The following is a 21,012-nucleotide window of genomic DNA, read 5'->3' as shown; positions in this document are numbered from 1 at the left end:
ATGAGTCGGGACGAGGGATTTCCCCAGCCGGCTCCTCCGCGCTCCTGCCTGGGTTCCCCTACCGTGGTTTCCGCGTTCGGCGGTCTGCGCTCGCCGCGGTGGGTTGTCGGGCGAGCGCCCGCTGTTCGAGCGCGGCCACCAGCAGATCCATGCCGAAGTCGAACTCCGCCTCGTGATTGCACGCGGCCAGGTGGGGAGCGGCCCTGGCCACGTGGGGGAAGCCGGAATTCTCGAGTTCCGCACGGCGCTCCACCAGGCCCCCGAGGTTCTGGCCGCTGAAGGTTGGCCCGGAGGACACCTCGCGCAGGAGCGTCCCGACCAGGAAGGCGAGGACGGTCCTCAGGGCATGCACGGCCTCCTCCGGTGGAAAACCGGCCGCGTGCAGCAGTGCGAGCACTGACTCCGTGCCCACCAGGCCCTTGAAGGACTCGAGCTGGCGCGTGAGCACCAGCGGGGCGGCCTGGGGGTGTTGGGCCGCCGCGTGGCGGAAGGCCGCCGCGAACGCACGGACATCCGCGCGCCAGTCACCAGTCGGCTCGGGCAGGCCGATGCGTCCCAGGAACAGCTCCGCGATTCCGTCGAGGACCGCATCCTTGTTGGCGACATGGTTGTAGAGGCTCATCGCGTCCACGCCGAGCTCCGTGGCGAGGCTCCGCATGCTCAGCGCCTCGGTCCCACCTCGCTCCACGAGCGTCAAGGCGGCCTCGAGGACCTTCTCCCGCGTGAGCCGGGGACCACCCCTCGGCCGTCCGCGCCGGGGTGCCGCGCCGTCCGGCGCCACGTCGGGTTCTCGCCTGTCGGAAGGCTTCATGTCATTGACAATACCTACGTTGTAGATTTATTTCCAGTCTACAGCGTAGGTAAACACGCTCCCTTCCCCCCGAGAAAAGAGGCACGTGTGCTCACCGAGCAAGTCCGCAAGGCACGGCAGAATCTGGTGTTGAAGCATTTCCACGACGAGGTGCGGCAGGACTGGGATGACGTCCTGTCGACCTTCCCCCAACCCCGTTACGAGCTGATTCCCACCCTGACGGTGCACGATGGCGACAGCAGGGTGCGCGAGTACTACCGCGAGACCCGCATCGCTTTCCCGGATCAGAACCACGAGATCATCGCGCTGCGGCACAGCGACGACGCCGTCATCGTCGAATTCTGGTTGATGGGTACCCACCTGGGTCCGCTGGGCCAGATTCCCCCCACCGGGAACAAGTTCCGGGTGCGCGTGACGGCGTACTTCATCTTCGACGCGACCGAGACGCTGGTCTGCGAGCGCGTTTATTTCGACACCCTCAGCATGCTCAAGCAGCTCGTCGGTGGCCTCGACATGAAGCGCCCGAAGAACTGGCTCCTCGCCGTCCAATGCCTCAAGGGCCTCCTGGCGATGTCCAGCAACGAGCCGGTCCCCTCCCTGACCGAGACCACCCCGCCCATCTTCACGGAGGCAAGCCCCCACCGCACTGGCACCGACTGAACGCCGGGCGTGCACCGGCGGGCCGCCATCCGTACCCTCCCGCGAAGGGAGCATCATGGCGAATCCACTCGCTGGCGGTGCGGGCCACGGGAGCCGTCACTTGGGTTCCTCTTGATCCTCCTCGTTCGAGCCCCACCTGAAGCCCAGGGCGAAGGCGCCCAGCCCCACCACGCTGCTCACCACGGCCAGGATCAAGGTGATCATGAACCCCATCCCCAAGGATCGGCCATTCACCGACCAGGACAGCATGATCGCGGGCACTGCCCCGATCAAGGTCACCATGAACGCGAAGGCCGAGCCCTGGCGCATGCCTCGGGTGCGCCGGGGATTGTTCTCGCCGATCCACGGGGACACGAGCCAGCCCAGAGCCGAGGCCGCCACGGGGAAGAGATTGGGAATGATGTCCGGACTTATCAAGAAACACGTCCTGTGCCCGAGGGCAAGCTTAGCGGGAGACACATCGTAGCACGTGTCGCCGTGGAGCCGGGATGGCCGGTCCACCACTGGCCGAGGAGGTGCTGTCGTTGCCGGGAGGGACAGCGTAGACTTCGGGCCGGCCTGCGCGGCACCCCAGTGTCCACGAGGCCGTACCAGGAGAAGACACTCATGGAGCACAAGCGGTTCTTCGACGAGATGTTCGCGCGCGTGGATGCGCTCGATGCCCGTGGCTTCGCGTCGTTCTTCACCGAGGGGGGCGTCTTCCGTTTCGGGAACAACGAGCCGGTTACCGGCCACGGCCCCATCAAGGACTTCATCGCCGGGTTCTTCTCGGCCATTGGCGGCATCAGCCACCAGTTCCAGAATTGCTGGACGCTGGGGGACCGCGCCTTCGCCAACGGGCTGGTGACCTATGTGCGCAAGGATGGAAGCACGCTCACCGTGCCGTGGGCGACCATCTCCCGCTTCGATGGGGCCAAGCTGGCCGAGTACAACGCGTACGTCGACGCGTCGAAGCTCTTCAACCCGTAAGCTGGCACCCTGGGCGGCTCCCACCGTCCACAGTCCCCCCCTTCGCCCGGTGCGTCACTTCGAGTGCTTCGACGCGCGATAGGCCGCCCAGGCGCCGGTCGACCAGAGGGCACAGGCGATGAGGACGGGCTGGAAGAAGAGCCGGATGAACCGCGCCCTGTCGGTGTCGAGACCGAACGCGCTGATGCCATGGACATACTGCGAGATGTTGCCCGGGAAGATCGCGACGAAGAACGCGGCCACCACCCACCCGACTTGCGTGCGCAGGCGGCGCGCGAAGAGGAGCGCCGCGCCGAGCACGAGCTCGACCACGCCCGAAGCGAGGACGACGAAGTCGGCGTCGAGTGGCAGCCACTTCGGGACCTGGGCCAGGAACTCGGTGCGGGCCCACGTGAGGTGGCCCGCTCCCGCGAGGAGCAAGGAGGCTCCCAGCCAGATGCGTGCAAGGGTCTGCAGAATGGTCTTCAGGGAACTGGGGCGTGCCACGGCAACGTCTTGAGACATGATTCCTCCAAGGAAGGTTCGTGGATGCTGGCCGCGGCCCGTGAGCAGCGGATGCCGGGCAGGAGACGGACGAGTCCGACCTGTCACCTCGCATCAGGGGTGACCACCTGGCGCTCACACCGGATGCGTGAGCGTCAGCTCTTGAGCAGGCTTCGCTGCATCGACGGCGATCGCCAGGCGAAGTCGCCGGGCAGACCGTGACGCAGCGCGGCCTGCCAGGCTGGAGAGTCGCGGTCGCGCCAGCGGTCGGCGAGCCGGCCGGCGGAGAGCAGCGCCAGACGGTCGAGTGCGGTCAGGTCCCATTCCGCGCCGAGCTCCAGTTTCTTCCGGACCACCGGCGGGAGGATCGCGACCGCGCCCCGGGCCATCGCGCGGTGCAGGAAGCGCGGCACGGAAGGCGCCGAACGGCCTGATTCGATGATGTTCAGGAACTCGAGGTTGATGGGGTGTGGCTCGAAACCTGGCAGCAGCCCTTCCATCATCGCGACGAACTCGGCTTCCGACCCGACACAGTGCGTGACGCCGTAGAGCTCGCCGACCGGCTTTCCCTCCCTGAAAAAGCGCACCTGATCCTCCGGCGAGAGCGGACGAACGAACGTGTGGTAGGCCTTGAAGAAGCCGAAGAGGGCCGTCGCATAGACCCAATCGAGCAGCACCGGGTCGAGCGCACGGTACGGCTGCCCATTGGGTGTCTCGCCCGTCACGCGCGCGTGCATCTTCGTGACGCCGGAGATCACCTTGCGCGCCACCGAGGCGGGGCCATACACCCCAACCATCGCCGCGACCCCGGTACGTCGCGAGCGTCCGATCGGATCCACCTTGTAGACCGAGTGGTCCCAGACCCCGCTGCGGATCCGCGGATCGGCGAACTCGAGCAGAACGGCGGCCACTCCGCCAATGCCCATGACGATCGGGTTGCGGTAGACCCGCCACTGCACCGAGTCCGGCGGGACCAGCGAAGGCTCTCCGGCGGGGGAGAGATAGTCGATCTTCCACTCGCGCGCGGCCGCCCGTTTCGCCGACTGCGCCGGCGCTGCTTCGCGCTCCGCCGGTACCGCATCACGTAATGCCATAGCGACACCCCTATCAGGTGATATACACCGTATATCAAGCGATAGGAACCGCTGCAACAGCCTGAGCGCCTGTTCCGGCCGGGAGGACGTTCCGCGTCCTCGCCCGAGGAGAAACCCGCGGGAGTGCGCCCTACCGCGACAGGCACCTCCCTGCCTATATGGATGACCATGAGCCCCGAGACCAAAAGCCGCCTGACGCCGACGGAGATGACCAGGGCCCGGATCCTCGAGGCGGGCATGCGCTGTTTTGCTCGTGAGGGCTTCGCGGGCGCTACCACCCGGATGATCGCCGCCGAGGCGGGGGTCACGCTCCCGGTGATCGCCTACCACTTCGGCAACAAGGAGGGGCTGCACCGCGCTTGCGCGCAGGAGATCGTCGAACAGCACAGCCGCCGGCTGTTGCCGCTGGTGTGCGTCGCTCGCGAGGCCGCGAACAAGGGGTCGCTCTCGGCCACGGAAGCGCGGGACTGGCTCGACCGTATCCTCGACGCGCTCGTCAACGCGATCACCGCCGATGCCGAGCAACGGCTCACCACCGATTTCGTGCTGCGCGAGATGAGCGAGCAGGGCCCGGGCTATGCGTTGCTGTTCGAGGGGCTGTGGAGCCCCGGCATCGGCCTCGTCGCCGACCTGCTGGCCATCGCCCGCCAGCGCCGCCCCGGGAGGGAAGAGGATCGCGCGGGCGCGGTGATGCTGATCACCTCGCTCTCCGCCTTCACGGCGACAGAGCCCGTGTCGCTCGCTTTCCTCGGGTGGGAGCGGCTCGACGAGACCCGCCGCGATACCGTGACGGCCCTCGCCAAGCGCCTGCTCGACGGTCTCGTCGGGCGCTGATGCCCCCGGTCGAGTCGCGAGCATGAACCCGCGGCTGACCGAGCTTCATGAGACGTCCAGCATACGTGTGAGAATTCAAGGGAGACAGTCTGGCGATGTCGGCCACCGGTGCTCCCTGCGACCACGAGGCTCCGGCGCCTGTTCTTTTGGGTAGAAGAGGGCCCATGCCTTTTGTTCTGCCGTCGTTGTTGTGGACGCTCCTGGGCGCCGCGCCCATGGCGTCCGAGCCGTTGTGCGCCGGGCGCGAGCCCTGCCAGGTGGCCGAGTCGCTCGTTGGAGGCACGGATGCGCGTGGCCAGCGCCTGCGCGTGGTGCGCCTGGACCTCGGATGGTTTTCCTCGGACGACGCCCCCGAGGAGAAGGGCCGCAAGTTCGGCGCGGGCCGCCGGGCCGCCGGCAGCCTCGTGGAGGATGACTGCGCGGCTTCCGAATGGTGGCTGGTGTCGCCGGACGCCGCCCAGTTGCTGCTCGCGGTGTGCAACGACGGCTACGGCAGCGCGCAGAAGGGCAAGGACACGGTGAAGGTGAAGAACGGCCTGTTCTCCCACGTGCAGGCGGGAGGTGGCAGCCAGCGCTGGCTCCACACCCGCGTGTGGCGGCTGTCACCCCTGGAGCGGGTGCGCGAGGGGCACGTGAACTTCCTCTTGGGTCAGGACGAGATGGAGGAGGACCGCACCACGTGGGACTTCTCCACGCTCCAGGGCAGCCGCGTGCTCGGGCCCGACACCTGCCAGGACGGTCCTTTCGCGCCCAGCAAACGCGTGCTGCCGTACCTGCCCCGGGTGCCCATGGACGAGGCCTACGTGAAGGAGGGGTGGAAGCGGGTGGGGTTGGGGGCCTGCGCGCTGCAGGCGAAGAACGTGCTGGCCGGCAAGCTCAAGGGTGCGCGGGATGCCTCGCTCAAGGCGCTGCTGGTGGCGCCGGACACGTTGATCCTCGAGGTGCGCGACAACCTGTGGGTGGGCTCGGGCGGCAAGACGTGGCGCGAGGACGATCACCTGGAGTTGTGGCTGGGCCCCAAGTCGCCCGAGGAGCTGACGGGCTGTGGCAAGCCCGATGCCGATGAGCGGCCGGTGCAGTGGATCATCGGTCTCACCACGGGGCTGGTGTTCCCGGGGTTCGGTCCGCCTCGGGGCGAGCTGGGGATGGAGCGCGTGGAGCTGCGGGGCGCGTCCGGTGAGCTCGAGGGCTACCGGTTCAAGCTGACGCTGCCCGGGCGCTTCAAGGGCATGGGCCTCGTCTACAACGACAGCGACGAGAGCCAGAAGCCGGAGCGGACGCTGGCCACCAGTCCGTTGAAGTTCTCGCGGCCGGAGACGCTCAACATCGTGCGCGACGTGCCCCGTTCGGAGAGCACCTGCGTGGTCCGGGGCCAGGCGTTGGAGGTGGTCGTCACGCCCCCACGGCTTGAGGGGCCGGAGATCGCCGTGCTCCCCTCGGGCTCATGAGGGACGCCGCGAGAAGCGTGGGCCGCGGTTCATGGGCTGCTCAAAGCATGCGGAGTACTTGCTGGCACGCCTGGGGCAACAGCCGCGAGGACTTTCCCGCGATGCACGAGATGACCGTCGGCATCCCGCGCACCACCGCACCCGCGAAGTACGCTTCCCGCCGTTCACTCGAGCCGAGCATGCGCAGGTACGTGCACTCCGTCCTGGCGCCGTCGATGGCGCAGGGAAGGCGCGACTCCAGGTAGCTCGCCCGGGGGACGTCCTTGAACGTCAGCAGACCCTCGCGCACGGAGTCCCGCAGGCGGGAGGCATCGGGGAGCCGGGTCCAGTCGAGCCGTGAGCCGTCGTCGCACTCGATCCGGCCGCTGCCATTGTCCGCCGTGAGGTTGCACCCGTCGGGCACGACGAGCTCCCGGCCCGCGAGCGCGGCATCCGATTGCGCCACGGCCACTCCCTCCTCGGGGAGCGCCCTCCACGGTTGTGCCGCGAGCTGCTCCAGCACCTGCCCACAGTGGGCCTGCGGCTCCGGTATGCCGCGGGCCTTGCAGAGGAGCCGCCGCGCCCCCTTTCCCTTCACCGGCACGACGGCGAGCACCGAGGACTCCTGGGCCTCGGGCACCTTCGCGCGCATGCGCAGCAGGCGCACCTTGCGGCCCGCCAGGGTGGCCTTCACCACCTTGAACGTCACTCCCCCCGCGGCCTGTTTCTGGAAGGCGCGGCGGTTGCGCTGCCACAGCCTCTGGGCGGAGACGCCCGCGTGGTCCGAGAGGATGGCACTGAAGTCACCGCACTCGTAGCTCCACCCCTCACCGCCGAACGGCTCCGCCGTACAGCCCGCCAGAAGGGACTGTGGGCCCGCATGGGCGGACGGCGGGCACACCGCCGCACAGAGTAGAAGGGCCAGGCCCGGCAGGAGACGGATTGAAGGGGCGCGAATCAACGGCGCTCAGCTTATCAGGACATCGCCGCACAAGAGAACGCTGGCCCAAGCCCCAGGGTGTCAGACGACTCGTAGCAGGCGAGGGAGCGGAACGGGTTTTCTGATCCTCCCGGCTGCGGTGTCAAAGAGTTCGAATCGCGGGTCGTGAGCCAGAGGACCCCGAAGTACCCGATGGAGACAACACGATGAGAAGAACCCTTCGCATGACGGCGGCGCTCGCGCTCGCCGGTCTGGCCCTGCACGGCTGTGAGCACCCGGACAACCCGCCAGACGGGCAGAATCCGCCCCCCGTGGAGCCCGAGGAGACTCGCGGCCAGGACTCGCGCACCTATACGGTCGACGAGGCGGCCCTGCCCTTCACCGCCCTGTCCAACGCCCCCGAGAGCGACCGCTGGTGGGGCATCCTCGAGGGCAGTGGCTACCGCATCGAGGTCCCCAAGAACTGGAATGGCATGCTCGTGATGTACGCGCACGGGTACGCCGGCACCGCGAGCACCCTCAACGTCAGCACCCCCAGCATCCGGCGCCACCTCCTCGAGAACGGGTACGCCTGGGCCGCTTCGAGCTACTCGAAGAACTCCTATGACGTGCGCGCGGGAATCGAGGACACCAACGCACTCGCGCTCGCCTTCACTCGCATCGCCTCCGAGCGGGGCCGCCCGCTCGAGGCTCCGCGCAAGACGTACATCATTGGCCACTCCATGGGTGGACATGTCGCCGCCGCTGCCATCGACGCGGAGACCCTCGAGACCGCCAACCACAAGGTCCGCTACGACGGCGCCGTCCCCATGTGCGGTGTGCTGGGTGACGCGGAGCTGTTCAATTACTTCGCCGCCTACGGGCTCGCCGCCCAGCAACTCGCGGGCTATCCCGCCTCGGGCTGGCCGGTGGAGGACTGGGCGCTGATCCAACCTGGCGTGAAGGCCGCGATCTTCAAGACCTATCCCACCGAGGTGACTCCCCAGGGCGACAAACTGAAGCAGGTCGTCAAGCACCTGACCGGTGGCGAGCGGCCCCTGTTCGACCCCGGCTTCAGTGGCCCCCTGGCCAGGAGCATCCAGGACCTGCTCTGGGGCACCTTCGGCAGCTCCGGCACCGTGGACGGCATCCTCAACCGGGACGGCATCTCCACCGCGGACATCCAGTTCCAGCTCGATAACGACGCGAGCCTCTCCGCCGAGGAGCAGGCGTTCAATGCCTCCATCTACCGCGTGCGCGGAGACCCCGAGGCCAACAGGCTCCGCCGCGATGGGCTCCGATGGATTCCCAAGACGAATGCCCGCATCTCGGTTCCCGTGGTCAGCCTCCACACGCTGGGCGACCTGTTCGTCCCCTTCAGCATGGAGCAGATCTTCAAGCGCCGCGCGGATGCCCAGGGCACCTCCCAGTGGCTCGTCCAGCGCGCCATCCGCGGCGTCAGCCACTGTGATTTCACCACCGCCGAACAGGTCGCCGCCTTCGACGCCATGGTCCAGTGGGAGCAGCAGGGCCTCAAGCCCCGGGGGGACGAGGTGCTCGACCCCGCCGTGGTCTCGAGCCCCTCGTACGGGTGCGCCTTCACCAACAACACCGTGGGCCCCGATGATCCCCAGACGACGGGCCTGATTCGCGCTTCCATCGTCTCCGCCCATCCCTGCCCGGCGCCCTGAGGCACGGCCCCAAGGGTCCCCGACTTCCTCCTTCCTCTCTCGGAGGGGGGGCGGCATGTTCTCCCCATGAACATCAAGGAAACGAATCGATTCCTGTCCGCCTGCTTCCTGCTCCTCCTGTCCGCTTGTGTGGAGGAAAGACGCGAGGAGGAGGAGCAGCAGCAGCAGTTCCGAATCACGGTGACCTGCGCGGCGGCCACTTTGGACGTCACGAAAAGCACCCAGTGTTCGGCGAACGTGACGGATCTGGACGGACGCCCCGCGGATGTCGGTTCCCTGAGCTGGAGCAGCAGCGATGGGGAGCTGGCGGGAGTGGATTTGACGGGACGGGTGACGGCCCGCGCCAGGGGCACTGTCACCATCCGGGCGACGGCCTTCTCGACCAGGTATGACGTCCTACCCGGTGAGGCCACGCTGAACGTCCAGGGCCTCCTCCATTCGGGGCTCATCACCGCCCCTGAAACGTGGCGGGCAGCGGACAACCCCCACGTGGTGCGCTCCTACCTGACGGTGGATGGCGCCAACGCTCCCCAACTGACCCTGGAAGCCGGCGTCGTGGTCCGCTTCCTGTCCGGCGCACAACTGGAGGTGGGTGGCATGGAAACCGGGGTCCTCTCCGTGGAAGGAACCGAGGCGAGCCCCGTCCTGCTCACCTCCGATGACCCAGACAACGCCTCTGAATCCCTTTTCTGGGCGGGGCTCCTGGTGCGCGAACACTCCTCCATCCGCCTCCATCACGCCGTCATCGAAGGTGTGGATGGGCATTGGCTGGGCGGCGCCTTGTACGTGAATGGCTCCCTCCTCGCCGACAACGTCACCGTGCGCCGGTGTATCGGAGGTGCTGCTTATCTGCGCCATGGTGGCACGTTCGCCCCCGGCTCCACGAAGCTCCGGGTGAATGGGTGTGGCTATCCGCTCTTGATCTGGGCTGATGTGGTGGGCTCCATTCCCTCGGACAGTGAATTCACGGACAACGAGTCCAACGCGGTCTTCGTCTCGGGTGACGTCGAGCACAGTCAGACGTGGCCGAACCTGGGGGTGCCGTATGTCATACAAGAGAACCTCCTCGTGGGAGACCCCGACTCCAGGCCGGTGCTCACCCTGGTCCCGGGGACCGAGATCCGGATGGCCCGGGACCAGAATATCTGGGTTCACGAACAAGGGAGTCTCGTGGCCCAGGGCACCGCCACGCGGCCCATCCGCTTCGTGGCGAACGCCTCCACGCCCTCGCCGGGCTTCTGGAAGGGTCTGATCTTCGGTGATGCCCGGGGCAGCAGGCTCGATCATGTCTCCGTCTCCCATGCGGGCCCGGCGGCATTGACCGTCCTCCAGGAGCTGGGCGCCTTCGTGACCCGGAGCGAGTTCACCCACTCCTCCGGCTGCGGCCTCCTCCGCGCGCCCGAGGTGACCACGGACTTCACCCGCGTCGAGTACGGCAACACCTTCCTCGACAACGCCCTGGAGGCGCAGTGCACACTGGAGAACGACCCGAGCGCCCCAACCAGGGTGTCAGACGACTCGTAGGGACGACTCGTAGGAGGCGAGGGGTCGGAGCGTGCTCCGTGGCGATGAGTCTCCCAGCGCCGTCGAAACCGGAGCAAGTGCCTGGAAGTGCAGGTCTATGTCCTCGCCTCGATAGGATTTGAACCTCAGCCGCGAGGTCACGATGCCAGCGACCTCGCTCCAATCACCTGATCCTCGTTGCGGTCGACGACGAGGAAGAAAGGCTGGATGAAATTCCGGGCGTCAGGCGGCACGGCAAGGGAGTCCGTGGCATGACTGACATTCCCCCCGGAAGACAAGCCCAGGGCGAGCAGCATCACGGCAAGCGCCGTCTGTAGGAACGCATGGATATATGCGGAGAAGGTGTCAGACGAATCGCGTGAGGGCGGGTCGAAACGAATTCTTTGACACCCTCCAGGGGACGGTCAGCGGTACTGGAGCTGGAACCGCTCCTCCTCCCGCGTGAGCCCGTATCGGCGCATCGCCTCGGCGAGCGTCGGCTCGGGCGGAGGCGGATGAACGATGCCCTCCACCCGGCTCAGGCGGATCGTCCTGTCCGCTCCCGCCGAGGCCAGGGTCGAGGATTCCGGCGAGAAGACCACGGCGGTGGGCATCCCCTGGTGACCGGGGATCTCCCCCATCCGCTCACCGGAGGGAAGGCTCCAGACCTTCACCCGCAGGTCCATTCCGCTCGAGGCCATGAACCTCCCGTCCCGGGACAGGGACATGGCGAGCGTGCCGACAGGGCCATCGTCCAACTCCTTCAACACCCGGCCCTCCGCGGCATCCCAGATGCGAAGGGGTTGCTTCATGCCCGCCGTCACCATGAGGCCATGGGTGGGGGTGAAGGCGATGGCTCGCACCGTGCCTCCCGCCTGGAACTGGCGAAGTTGCTGGCGGCGACCCACGTCCCAAAGGCGCACGGTGCCATCCGCGCCGCCGGAGGCGAGGCGGCTCCCCGTTGAATCGAAGGCCAGGGCCCAGATCTTCGCCGTGTGCCCCGCGAGCTGCCCGGCGACGGATCCGGACGGCAACGACCAGAGCGTGACGTCGCGCTCTCCGCCCGCCGCGAGCGTCTTTCCATCGGGGGCGAAGGCCAGGCCTCGAACGGAGCCCGTCACGCCGGAGAGGCCAAGCACCTGACGGCCCGAGCTGGCCTCCAGCACGCGCACCGTCCCATCCGTCCCGCCCGCCGCGATGAGCTCGCGGTCCGGGCTCACCGCGAGCGTGACGGTCCCCGGCTCGAAGGCGCCCGGCGCGAGGGCACTCCCTCCCGAGAGGCTCCACAGGCGCAAACCATCCTCCGCCCCCGAGACGAGCGCCTGCTCCTCGGGAAACGCCAGCGCGTCGATCCAGACACCATGGCCTCGGAGGACGAGCTCCGCGGGAAGCTCGGGCCGGGACCAGACATGCAATGCGCCATCCCTGCTGCCCGAGGCGAAGGTGCGGCCGTCCGGAGACAGGGCCACCGCCATCGTCATCGCGTGATGCGCGTCCAGACGCTCGAGCAACTCACCACTGCGAGCATCGACGAGCTGCACGCGTCCATCCCATCCCGCCTCGACGATGAGTCGGAACCCGGGATCGATGGCCACGGTCGCGATACCGCCCGGGATTCTCACGACATTGACGAGCCCGCCGGATTGCGCGCTCCAGAACCGGACCGTGTGGTCGGTCGCCGCGGTCATGACGAGCTGCCCATCCGAGGAGAAGGCCGCCGCCTCCACCTTCTCCTCGTGCCCGACGAGGCGGCGCAGCTCCTTGCGTGCCTCCAGGTCCCAGAACCGGGCCGTCCGGTCCATGCTCGTCGAGAGGAGCTGTCGCTCATCCCCGGAGAACACGACGGAGATGGCGTACTCGTCGTGGTCGAACCGCATCCGCTCGGCCCCGGTGCCGACGTCCCAGACACGCACCGTCTTGTCCACGCCACAGGACGCGAGCTGCTTGCCGCTCGGGGAGAACGCCAGCCCGCGCACCACGTCCGAGTGGCCCTCCAGCACGGCCACCTGCCGACGCTCGCTCAGGTCCCAGATTCGAATCTCTCCCGGTCTGCCTCCGGAGGCGAGCAGCCGACCATCCGGGGAGAAGGCGACGGCGTGCACCTCGGCCGTATGGCCCTTGAGCTCCGCGAGCAGCTCCCCGCGGCTCACATCCCAGAGGCGGACCCCGGAGTCATGGCTGCCCGAGGCCAGCACCCGGCCGTCCGGAGAGAAGGCGGTGGCGAGGACGGAGCCCTCGAACTTCTTCGTCCAGCGCAGGGTGGAGGCATGGCTCGTCGCCCACGCGTGGCCCCACTGTGCCGCGAGTGAATCCTGCTCCACCCGGGCCGCCGCGAAATAGCCGGCCGCCAACCCCCATTGCCGCGAGTCGACCGCCGCCTCGCCCTTCGTCAGGTAGATGCGTGCGCGCAGGCTCCTCTTGGTCTCGGCGGACCGGGAGACCTCGCCGCCGGGCCGATGCGCCGCACAGGAGGCGACGAGCAGCGCCAGACTTCCCCACCCCAACATTCCGTGTCTTCGCACGGCGAGAGTATAGGCGTCGGCTCGTTCGCGAGATCCACGGATGGCGGCTGCATCCCTTCCTCGTGGCTCACATGGGGTCAACGCCATCCTGGCGCTCTCCGGCTATCTCGGCTCGCGACAACTCTGTTGGCACTCACCGCAACCTCGGACGGTGGTCACCCGGCGGCGGTCACGGCCGGGCGCGGGGAGCCCCGGGTGGGCCGGCGCTCGGCATAGAGGCGATCCCGCCATGCCAGGAGGTCTCCAAACTCCTCCACCAGCAGCGGCTCGGTGAAGGCGGCGCGCATTCCAGGGCCGAGCGGCAGCGCGGGATGCTCCACCGGCCGCACCGCGCCCATCGCCACGGCGGTGGTGATATCGGCGAAGGTGAAGTCGGAGAGCAGCGTACTTCGCCCCTTCAGCCCGGCCCGGAGCTGTTCGAGGATGCGCCGCATCGTGTCCCGGGCCTCCTGGGGGGCCTGCTCGCTCAGGCCGTATTTCCGGGCGATGTACGCCATCCCCATTCCCGCGAGCGGACTCAACGCCGAGCGAAGCGGGGCGGGCATGAACGAGGGCAGGCTCTCGTTCCGCGCCTCCGCGCTCTGGGCCATCCGGGGCACGCCGAGCACCCGCCCCGCCTCCATGAGGGTGTTGGTGAGCTCCACGTACCGGGCGATCTCCGCCTCGGCCCCCGCGGGGAACAGCGGCGTCCCCTTGCCCAGGCGGTCCACGTACCGGGCGATCTCCACCGAGTCGCGGATGACATGCCCCTCGTGGAAGAGCACGGGGACCGAGAGCCGCCCACGATACACCCCGGTGCGCACCCGGAGCGCCAGCTCTCCAAGGAGGGGGACATACGCGTCTTCACGGTAGTCGATGCCGTGGTGGTCGAGGGCGAAGCGGGCCCGCTCGGACCAGGGAGACATGGGGAGGGCGACGAATCGGGAAGGGCTCATGGCCCCAGCATCGCATTCGCTTCTTCTCTCCGCCTTCATCGGATGCGCTTCCGCACAACTTGCCCCACGCCTGTGCTGGAGCGCACCGCACCCACCTGCCTGGTTCCTGCGACGCGGCGCAGTGCCCTGGCGTCCGAGCCGCGCCGCTGGTGCTCTCCCGCGCCAGGTGACCGCGCTCCGGCAGAGCCGAGACCTCTTCGCCGTCAGGGCAGGGGATCACAACCCAGCACACGCCCGCCTTGACCCACGGCCCCACTTGCTTGAAAGAACGTGGCCATGCGTCTACGCGCTTGCTTCTCACTGCTGCTCTTTCTCTCCGCCTGCGCGAGCGCGTCCCCCTCTCCGTCGATGCCACGGTCTCATTACTTCGTTCCGACTCCTCCCCCAGGCCCGAGCATCCGTCTCGTGTCCTCGCCGATGGAGCCGGTGCAGCAGGGGTCGCGGATTGGAAGGGCGGACCTGGACCAGGTCCGGGCGCTGCTGTCTCGGGCGCGTCATGACTTGGAGCCGCGTCAATGGGAGGCGTTGGATCGCAAGCTGATCGCGGCGGAACGGGCCTTCGAGCGCTTTTCCACAGACGCGAAAACGAGCGGGCAAGCCGCCGAGGTGGTGAGGGGCTCAGAGGGTCTTGCTCAGGCGGGCCGTGCCAGGACGTTCGCCGGGGCGCTCTCCCGGGTGGGCCCTTTGCTCGTGGGCCTCGTCCTGCTCTGGCCCTCCAGCACCGGCGGGCCGGAGTTCGACAGCCGCCCACCCTGGGTTGACGCTCAACGGGAGTTCGAGGCACGGCTGCGAGACGTGTCGGAGGCCTCGCGGCAACTCATGGTGGAACTCGAGGCCCAGCCTCGTGCGTCGAAAGCACCGGCCCGGGGGCCCTCGCCGCAGAAGCAGCCCGCGACCGCCCTCACCGAGGAAGACGACTCGCGATGCACGCCCATCCCATTGCCGCGTCACCTGGGCGGGCATGACCCGCACAACGAGTGCGCGGACAAGATGCCGAACAACAGCTTCCCCGGTGGGGATGTGTACGTGAATGGGAAGAACTTCGACGCGCTACAACTCGCCACGCGCACGCTGTGGGAGGTCAAAACGGATGACTTTGAAAAGCAACCTCCTCGCTCGCAGCAGTTTTTTGTCAGAATGAAACTGACAGAAATACAGCGCGAGAAAAAACTCGCGGAAGCATGCGGATATAACTTTGCCGTTGGCGTCAAAAGCGCCACACATCAGGCGATACTGGAGAGTTTGGATGATACCCTCACCGTCGTCCTCATGAATTGGTGCTGACATGGCGTTTGGCCGGAATGAGATGACCATCAGCGTATACGCCCCTGTGCTTACGAGCGACGATGGGCGCCCGCTTGCCATCGTTCATGGAATGGAACGTGCGCTTCCAGGATTGCGCTTGGGGTGGACGACTTCGGAGAAGGAAGACCTCATATCGCTGCCTCACCGCGATGAATGGGTCGCGTCCAATAGGGCAGACGGAGGGTTTCCGTTCCTCTGCAATGATGACGATGCCCGTCTGGTGTCGATTTCCGGGTGGGAAAACCCGAACGGTCTTGCCGCGGATGGCGCGCCACATCTTGAAATTCATGCGCAACTGCCATTCGACGCAGCTGGTATCGCGGCGGCAGCGGATGTGCTCGCGGCGATTGGGGAAGGCGCGCGCGCGTATTGGGGACACGCTACGCCTTTCAGCGCGACCGTGGAAATTTCGCGGCAGACGGTCGATCCGGTGCGTAAGCCAGGAGTTCCGCCACGGGGGCTGCCCGCGCTCAGGTTCCCAAACTACATTCGTTCGCCTGAGATTCCGCGTCGCCTCGGGTGGCTGAACTACTGGTCGGCCGCCGCAGCACGAGCCATCGGGTTCCCGGACCCGGCCCGCGACGCGGACCTGCTCTCGCGCTCACGGTGTACCGCGACTGGTGGTTGGGTGGTGCAGCTCACGGAGGCTCCGCTCGACCTGGACGATTCCACGCACCTGGACGCGCTCAAGCGGGCCTACGAGCGCTTCCCGGAGATCGGCGGGCGCGCAGCCCATTGAGGTTGGTACGGCTCGTGGGAAATGCGGGCCGCTTCGCCGCCCCACGCCCTCCACTTCCATCTCAGAGGCTGGAGTTACCGGCGCGAGAATCCCCATGCTTCCTGGAAGGAGAGTTTGAGGCGCACGTGACCGCTATGGTAGGGCCAGCGACATGACCACGCCAGAGTCCCCGGTGCTCGAGTTTCCCGCGATGCTTCACGGCCTCTCCGGCGCCGTCCTCCGCAAGGTGAAGGCCAAGGGCCAGGGGTGGGCTCGGGAGTACCTCAAGACCGGTGCTTTTACCCAGCCCCGGCAGATGCTCCAGGTGCCGCCTGGCGAGCTTCTGGAGGTGATCTCGGGGGCCGAGTTCGACGTCGTTCCTCGCCCGCGCTGGCGGGTGCACCTGTTCGCCGACGTCTTCTTGAGCTTGAATGAAGGCGTCCCGAAAGAGGAGCGCCAGCGCATGGAGGAGTCCTTCGAGGCTTTCTGCCTGAGCACCCCGTGGGGTGCGCTCTACCATGCCGTGTCTCCGCCCCCTCCGCGGAGCGCGGAGCGCATGGCCAGGCGGCTCGTCGCGCTGCTGCGCTTCTGGGACGTGCTCCAGGGCCCGCGCTATGCGTACAGGGTGCCCGACGCCTACCCTACGCTCGACGAACTCATGGACTCCATCTACCGCAAGACGCTGGAGGCGTGGTGCCCCAGGGGGCCCGTCTCGGTGCGCGAACACATGGCGGTGACGGTGGCGCGCATGTCTCGTGCGAGCCGAGAGGAGTGTATGGAGGCCGTGCTCCGGGTGATTCCTGTCCTGGTCGAGGTGGACGCCGAATTCAAGCACCGCGAGGTACTCAGTGACCCGGGTTTTCTGCGCGAGCGCCTCTCCGCGCTTTCCCCGAGGGACTTCGAGAAGGTCTCCAGTGCCTACGCATACACGGTGACCATGCAGTTGGCTGCCTGGGATAGGGAGTTGGGATGGCATTAGCACTGCTCCTCCCCAGCCACACCTCGCCAAGCCACATGCCACACTCGGTGACAGGGAGCACGCGGCGGCGTAGCAGCTCTCGCTAGGGTTTCAACAACGAGGGTTGCTCTGCGGTCCTGGGCCCTACAGAGATGAAGGTGAGGTTTGGCCAGAGAAGTTCGCGCCCCAGCATGCGAGCGTCCCATTCGTCTTTACTCCATAGGTGTGGTACGCGCCCGCGCCAACCTGGGCGAAGAACTTTGGGCTCACCACGCTGCCGGGCTTCAGGTGCAACTCGACCAGTCGATCTCAGAGACGACATGGGGCGCAGGACGGCACGCAGTTCGGCCTCCGTCCGCTCGGGGCGGACAAAAGGTATAGCTGGCGAAGAGGCCATGAGGTCCGGGCATGGCGCACGGCGGGGGGCCCCTCTTCTTCTCGTTCTCGTCGGCGAGACGCCATTCTCCCGGGAGCGGCCTCCAAATGGCCCACCGAGTTGTACTAATCGTCTCGTACGACTCATCCGTGCAAATCGTTAGACACCTTCTCAGCGTCATTTCTCATTTCTGCGATCTGCGCGAGCATCAGGTGAATAGTCGCGCACGTTTGCCGGAATGGACCGCCCGTCCGCAACCTGCCAGGAAGCACCTAAAAATCTACGCCCTCGGGAATCCAAAGTAATGACAACACTGCTTTTTGAGATGAAATGACACGGCTGTGCTCCCAGATTTCGCCATAGCGGGCACGTGGTGCATCCAACCATGCTGATGCAGCAACCTCCTCCGGTTCTCTCCTACACGCACCTTTGCGGAAGTAGTCACTTGCGAGCGTTGCAGGACGAAGCTGTATCCCTCGTTCAATCCAGTGGTCGAATTCAGGCCCAGCAACGGCCCACTTCACCACTCCATCCTGAGAGTAGACTACACAGCAACGCTCCCCGCTGAGTTTCGAAAATCGAATGGCGGCGGCAGTGAAGCTGACCCCAAATTCCTGAGCAAGTTCTGCAATACGGTCCAGCGTGGGCTGAGTGACATCACATTTTCTGTGCCACACTTCCGTGGGCATTAACAACTCGGAGGCAAACGCGTTGGCCTCCTGCTCGGTACCTTGGTCGTAGAGTTCGCTGATGCGCTCTTCATCACACAATGAAAGTTCCAACTGATTCTTCTTTTCATGGAGTTCCAAATGCCCGATTTCATGAGCAATGACGAAGCGGCGACGAGGTTCGTAATCAAGCGAGGAGTTGACGCTGATAATAGCTCGACCACCAAGCCGGGTTAGACGACCTTCACATCCTTTTAACGGGAAGTCGCGAACAAGCGCGCCACGCAAATGCGCAAAATCCTCTATCGCGATACCAATCAGATGAGTGAGTCCTTCCTGCGCAAGCACCGCACGGGCTCGCCGTTCCCCTCGGGCAACGTCTGCGCTTGTCCTGCCCACACTATTATTTCTCATCTTCAAGGTGCTCGTGCTCGGCGAGAAGTGCCTCAAGTTCTTCGCGTGACGCGGGACCAGTCAGTCCTTTGTGTGCAACTGCGAATCCTTGATTGGATGCGCCGAGTGCGCTCACACGGGCTTTGAGTTCTTCAAGACTCAAAGAGGAAAAGGAGCGTGTACGGGTAGCAAGACGAGCACTCTCTGCAGTGCGAGCCTGGGCTGCTTGCGCTAGCCTCTCCTCGGCGAGCTTGCTTCGAATACCTTGGATATGCGCGCGCGTACGTGCAAGAAAGGCTTTTGGATCTACTCCAGTGTTGTGCATTATTTTTTCTGCTTCGGCACTGTTTGCTGGTGGTTCAGAATCTATTGCTTCGAGCAATTCCAATCGTTGAACGAACTCTTGGGCGGAGGAGAGCTTTTTCATGGTTTCTTCCCCTGTTTTGAATTTTTCAAAATAGAGTTACGACGTTTCTTGAGTTTGTCTTTTGCTGAGTAAATGCTCTTGCTTGGAAGGCCTGTGGCTTTGGCAATCATGTCGATATCGAAGGCACCATCCACTACCGCCTCCACCACTTTCATGAGCTCCTCGTCTTTGTCCGCTGCTTGATAAGCATCGTTTTCGATGACCTCGCACGTTTCCTTCGAGAGATAGAACTCCTCTGGAGTTATAGGCCTTGGCACTGACATATCAGCGCGTGCCTCAGCTGTTTCCTCCCATGCCCCCTCCTCACGCAGGCGAGCAGCAGCACTTCGTATCTCGTTGGATATGAGGCTACGTACGACACCGCACAAGTGGAGCCCAAGTGGTACTTTGTCGGGGTTCCATGCCCGGCTTTCATCAAGCGTCAGCTTGATGGCCTCGTGCACGTACTCTTCGGCCCGCTCCCGTACGGCAGGTACGAGACCTCCTCCGTGCAGAGCACTGCTGAGGCGGATGGCGAACGCCATGGCCTGCTTGGCCGCTCCCTCCCACTCCTTGTCGAACCGCTCGCTGACCGCCGGCTTCATGTGAAGCGCACTGCCTCCGGTTCCAAGATGAAGTGCTGGCCAGGAACTTTTTTTCAGCGCCCATGCTGAAAACGCCCGCCTGCCCAGCACCTACCTGTTGAGGGGCTGCAATCCCGCAGGCCCCCGTCAATTGGAACCGAAAAGATGCAGACTTTCCAGAATCTCCTTACTATCCGGACGAAGTACGCGTCCGGCTACAACCTCATGTGGAACTCGAACACTGGGGAAGTGCACTTCACTGGCTCAGCATGTCCGGGGAGCCACCATCTGGACATGATGGTGGCCGAGCACATGCACTTCTTCGCCGGATACTACTTGTGGGACAGTGTGCGCTGGCAGCTGTACATCACCCGCTGGGATCCGCTCTCGGAGCCGTATGCCCCCCAGGGCGTGACTTACAGCAATTGCGGCCACTGCTACCCCCAGATCCTGGCGCGGAGGACGGCATGAAGTTCCTCCACTTCGAAGTGGACACCTCTGCTGGTGATGCCGTTTTGGTGGAGTTGTCGGGCAACGCCGCAAACGTGCGGTTGATGGACTTCATCAACTTCAATTCTTACCGGCGCGGCGGGCGTCACCGCTACTATGGCGGTCACTTCACCCGCTCCCCCGCTGTGCTCCACCCCCCCCATGCAGGGCACTGGCACGTGACCGTGGATCTGGGCGGCTATCGAGGCCACGTCAACGCGACCGTCCGTGTTGTGAACACCTGAGAATGATCACCCCTCGAACCTTGAGGGTCCAGAGAATGGTCAAGTGAATCGGTCTCAGTTGGTGACCGTACGACACGACCTGTCCTCTTTGGAGATGAGGACGGGTCGTCCCGTTTATCCCCAAGATCTTCCCGCGAGAGGCTCGTGGAGCGGCCCGGTGCGCGAGCCCGGAGATAAGAGGGTCTGGCGGATGTGGAACCTCGGGGACTGCACGGAACTGGTTGCACCACTCTCTGTCCTCCTCTTCGGCTTCGGATTTGCTTCCGCCTTAGGGGGGCGCACAAATGGGCGCAGTTTCGCGCCTGGAGCGAAGACGTCGTGAAACCGGGTGAGGTTTGCCCGAGGCGGAGATACTAGGGGCGCTAGGCTACGCGTATCTCCAACCTGGTGAAGAACAGATGCATGGTGCGGCCAGCGAGTTTCTGGGGCGCGGTGCACGCTGCGGTGATGCGCTTGCGCGAGCCCTTGTCCTCATTCTCACGCTCAGGTCTCCACGTCGAGGTGGTCCCAGAGGCGCCGACCGGGCTGGAGCGAGTTCCTGCCTCGAGTGACTCAAGGCAGTACTTGGTGGCGACTGCCCAAGCCCACATCTACCTTCCGTGACAGCGTCGGGCGTCGCGGCTTCAGGGCACGAGCGCGTCGGCCTCGATCTCCACCAGCATGGCCGGGTCGATGAGCCGCTTGACCTCCACCATGCTGGTGGCGGGGCGGATGGCGCCGAAGACGGCGCCGTGGGCCCGTCCCACTTCCTGCCAGTGGGCGATGTCCGTCACGTACATCCGGGTGCGCACCACGTGCTCCAGCCCGGCGCCCATGCCCTCGAGCGCCGCCTGGATGTTGCGCAGCGCCTGCTGGGCCTGCGCATAGGCGTCCCCACCTCCCACCACCTGGCCCGCCCCGTCCGTGGCCGTGGTCCCCGAGACGAAGATGAACGGTCCGACCCGGACCGCGCGCGAGTAGCCCACCTGCGTTTCCCAAGGAGTTCCCGTCGAAAACGTGCTGCGCTGCATGGCGGCTCCTGT

At 65.8% G+C, this 21,012-nt stretch carries 23 protein-coding genes; 10 read left to right on the top strand and 13 right to left on the bottom strand.

Features of this window, described 5'->3' with window-relative positions; translation table 11 throughout:
• Nucleotides 1–58 precede the first annotated feature (58 nt).
• Nucleotides 59–811 (bottom strand): TetR/AcrR family transcriptional regulator C-terminal domain-containing protein, encoded by a 753-nt coding sequence (locus tag F0U63_RS41170; RefSeq protein ID WP_395839218.1) that lies wholly within the window; start codon nt 809–811, stop codon nt 59–61.
• A gap of 87 nt (nt 812–898) precedes the next feature.
• Here F0U63_RS41170 and F0U63_RS41165 point away from each other — a divergent pair, with 87 nt between their 5' ends.
• Nucleotides 899–1,471 (top strand): ester cyclase, encoded by a 573-nt coding sequence (locus F0U63_RS41165; protein ID WP_395839216.1) that lies wholly within the window; start codon nt 899–901, stop codon nt 1,469–1,471.
• 96 nt (nt 1,472–1,567) lie between these two features.
• Here F0U63_RS41165 and F0U63_RS41160 read toward each other — a convergent pair whose 3' ends face one another.
• Nucleotides 1,568–1,888 (bottom strand): hypothetical protein, encoded by a 321-nt coding sequence (locus tag F0U63_RS41160; RefSeq protein WP_395839214.1) that lies wholly within the window; start codon nt 1,886–1,888, stop codon nt 1,568–1,570.
• Nucleotides 1,889–2,077: 189 nt separating this feature from the next.
• Between F0U63_RS41160 and F0U63_RS41155 the strand changes: the two genes are divergently transcribed.
• On the top strand, nt 2,078–2,440 hold the full coding sequence (locus F0U63_RS41155) for a nuclear transport factor 2 family protein (RefSeq protein WP_395839212.1): 363 nt from the start codon (nt 2,078–2,080) through the stop codon (nt 2,438–2,440).
• A gap of 54 nt (nt 2,441–2,494) precedes the next feature.
• On the opposite strand, the gene F0U63_RS41150 is transcribed toward F0U63_RS41155, so the two are convergent.
• Both F0U63_RS41150 and F0U63_RS41145 read right to left on the bottom strand, forming a co-directional pair.
• Nucleotides 2,495–2,944, bottom strand: a complete 450-nt coding sequence (locus F0U63_RS41150; protein WP_395839210.1) for a hypothetical protein — start codon at nt 2,942–2,944, stop codon at nt 2,495–2,497.
• Between the two features lie 134 nt (nt 2,945–3,078).
• Complete coding sequence (locus F0U63_RS41145) at nt 3,079–4,017, bottom strand: oxygenase MpaB family protein (protein WP_395839208.1); 939 nt, start codon at nt 4,015–4,017, stop codon at nt 3,079–3,081.
• Between the two features lie 168 nt (nt 4,018–4,185).
• On the opposite strand from F0U63_RS41145, the gene F0U63_RS41140 reads away from it, so the two are divergent.
• Together F0U63_RS41140 and F0U63_RS41135 are read left to right on the top strand one after the other, a co-directional pair.
• Nucleotides 4,186–4,851: a TetR/AcrR family transcriptional regulator gene (locus F0U63_RS41140; protein ID WP_395839205.1), complete on the top strand. Its 666-nt coding sequence runs from the start codon at nt 4,186–4,188 to the stop codon at nt 4,849–4,851.
• 164 nt (nt 4,852–5,015) lie between these two features.
• Nucleotides 5,016–6,299 carry a hypothetical protein gene (locus tag F0U63_RS41135; protein ID WP_395839203.1) on the top strand — a complete coding sequence of 428 codons (1,284 nt, stop codon included), beginning with the start codon at nt 5,016–5,018 and terminating at the stop codon, nt 6,297–6,299.
• A gap of 40 nt (nt 6,300–6,339) precedes the next feature.
• Here F0U63_RS41135 and F0U63_RS41130 read toward each other — a convergent pair whose 3' ends face one another.
• Nucleotides 6,340–7,179 carry a hypothetical protein gene (locus tag F0U63_RS41130; protein WP_395839201.1) on the bottom strand — a complete coding sequence of 280 codons (840 nt, stop codon included), beginning with the start codon at nt 7,177–7,179 and terminating at the stop codon, nt 6,340–6,342.
• Nucleotides 7,180–7,424: 245 nt separating this feature from the next.
• On the opposite strand from F0U63_RS41130, the gene F0U63_RS41125 reads away from it, so the two are divergent.
• Both F0U63_RS41125 and F0U63_RS41120 read left to right on the top strand, forming a co-directional pair.
• Nucleotides 7,425–8,888: an alpha/beta hydrolase family protein gene (locus F0U63_RS41125; protein WP_395839198.1), complete on the top strand. Its 1,464-nt coding sequence runs from the start codon at nt 7,425–7,427 to the stop codon at nt 8,886–8,888.
• Nucleotides 8,889–8,954: 66 nt separating this feature from the next.
• Nucleotides 8,955–10,412, top strand: a complete 1,458-nt coding sequence (locus F0U63_RS41120; protein ID WP_395839195.1) for an Ig-like domain-containing protein — start codon at nt 8,955–8,957, stop codon at nt 10,410–10,412.
• Nucleotides 10,413–10,549: 137 nt separating this feature from the next.
• Here the strand turns inward: F0U63_RS41120 and F0U63_RS41115 are convergent, their stop codons facing one another.
• The 3 genes from F0U63_RS41115 to F0U63_RS41105 form a co-directional block, all read right to left on the bottom strand.
• Nucleotides 10,550–10,711, bottom strand: a complete 162-nt coding sequence (locus F0U63_RS41115; RefSeq protein ID WP_395839193.1) for a hypothetical protein — start codon at nt 10,709–10,711, stop codon at nt 10,550–10,552.
• 105 nt (nt 10,712–10,816) lie between these two features.
• Nucleotides 10,817–12,898, bottom strand: coding sequence for a WD40 repeat domain-containing protein (locus tag F0U63_RS41110; RefSeq protein ID WP_395839190.1), 2,082 nt, complete (start codon nt 12,896–12,898; stop codon nt 10,817–10,819).
• 170 nt (nt 12,899–13,068) lie between these two features.
• Nucleotides 13,069–13,848, bottom strand: a complete 780-nt coding sequence (locus F0U63_RS41105) for a glutathione S-transferase family protein (protein WP_395839188.1) — start codon at nt 13,846–13,848, stop codon at nt 13,069–13,071.
• Between the two features lie 525 nt (nt 13,849–14,373).
• Here F0U63_RS41105 and F0U63_RS41100 point away from each other — a divergent pair.
• The 3 genes from F0U63_RS41100 to F0U63_RS41090 all read left to right on the top strand — a co-directional run bounded on the left by F0U63_RS41100 (nt 14,374) and on the right by F0U63_RS41090 (nt 16,850).
• The gene (locus F0U63_RS41100; protein ID WP_395839186.1) at nt 14,374–15,132 is read left to right on the top strand and encodes a DUF6310 domain-containing protein; all 759 of its coding nucleotides are present in this window, start codon (nt 14,374–14,376) and stop codon (nt 15,130–15,132) included.
• Nucleotides 15,133–15,154: 22 nt separating this feature from the next.
• Entirely contained in the window at nt 15,155–15,892 is a 738-nt protein-coding gene (locus F0U63_RS41095) for a DUF5953 family protein (RefSeq protein WP_395839184.1), read from the top strand.
• 151 nt (nt 15,893–16,043) lie between these two features.
• Nucleotides 16,044–16,850: a hypothetical protein gene (locus F0U63_RS41090; RefSeq protein WP_395839181.1), complete on the top strand. Its 807-nt coding sequence runs from the start codon at nt 16,044–16,046 to the stop codon at nt 16,848–16,850.
• Nucleotides 16,851–16,973: 123 nt separating this feature from the next.
• Here F0U63_RS41090 and F0U63_RS41085 read toward each other — a convergent pair whose 3' ends face one another.
• The 4 genes from F0U63_RS41085 to F0U63_RS41070 form a co-directional block, all read right to left on the bottom strand.
• Complete coding sequence (locus F0U63_RS41085) at nt 16,974–17,099, bottom strand: hypothetical protein (protein WP_395848504.1); 126 nt, start codon at nt 17,097–17,099, stop codon at nt 16,974–16,976.
• A 378-nt stretch (nt 17,100–17,477) separates the two neighbouring features.
• Nucleotides 17,478–18,221, bottom strand: coding sequence for an ImmA/IrrE family metallo-endopeptidase (locus tag F0U63_RS41080; protein ID WP_395839178.1), 744 nt, complete (start codon nt 18,219–18,221; stop codon nt 17,478–17,480).
• A 55-nt stretch (nt 18,222–18,276) separates the two neighbouring features.
• A complete protein-coding gene (locus F0U63_RS41075; protein ID WP_395839176.1) occupies nt 18,277–18,693 on the bottom strand; it encodes a hypothetical protein in 417 nt (138 codons plus the stop codon).
• Nucleotides 18,690–19,277: a hypothetical protein gene (locus F0U63_RS41070; RefSeq protein ID WP_395839173.1), complete on the bottom strand. Its 588-nt coding sequence runs from the start codon at nt 19,275–19,277 to the stop codon at nt 18,690–18,692. Before F0U63_RS41070 ends, F0U63_RS41075 begins: the two co-directional genes overlap by 4 nt.
• Nucleotides 19,278–19,723: 446 nt before the next feature.
• Between F0U63_RS41070 and F0U63_RS41065 the strand changes: the two genes are divergently transcribed.
• On the top strand, nt 19,724–19,990 hold the full coding sequence (locus tag F0U63_RS41065; protein WP_395839171.1) for a DUF1883 domain-containing protein: 267 nt from the start codon (nt 19,724–19,726) through the stop codon (nt 19,988–19,990).
• A 623-nt stretch (nt 19,991–20,613) separates the two neighbouring features.
• Here the strand turns inward: F0U63_RS41065 and F0U63_RS41060 are convergent.
• A complete protein-coding gene (locus F0U63_RS41060) occupies nt 20,614–21,000 on the bottom strand; it encodes a RidA family protein (protein ID WP_395839168.1) in 387 nt (128 codons plus the stop codon).
• Nucleotides 21,001–21,012: the final 12 nt, after the last annotated feature.

The sequence above is a fragment of the Cystobacter fuscus genome, from assembly GCF_044360685.1.
Taxonomy (GTDB): Bacteria; Myxococcota; Myxococcia; order Myxococcales; family Myxococcaceae; genus Cystobacter; species Cystobacter fuscus_C.
The sequence above is the reverse complement of the archived record's forward strand: the minus strand, read 5'-3'. Positions and strand labels throughout refer to the sequence as shown.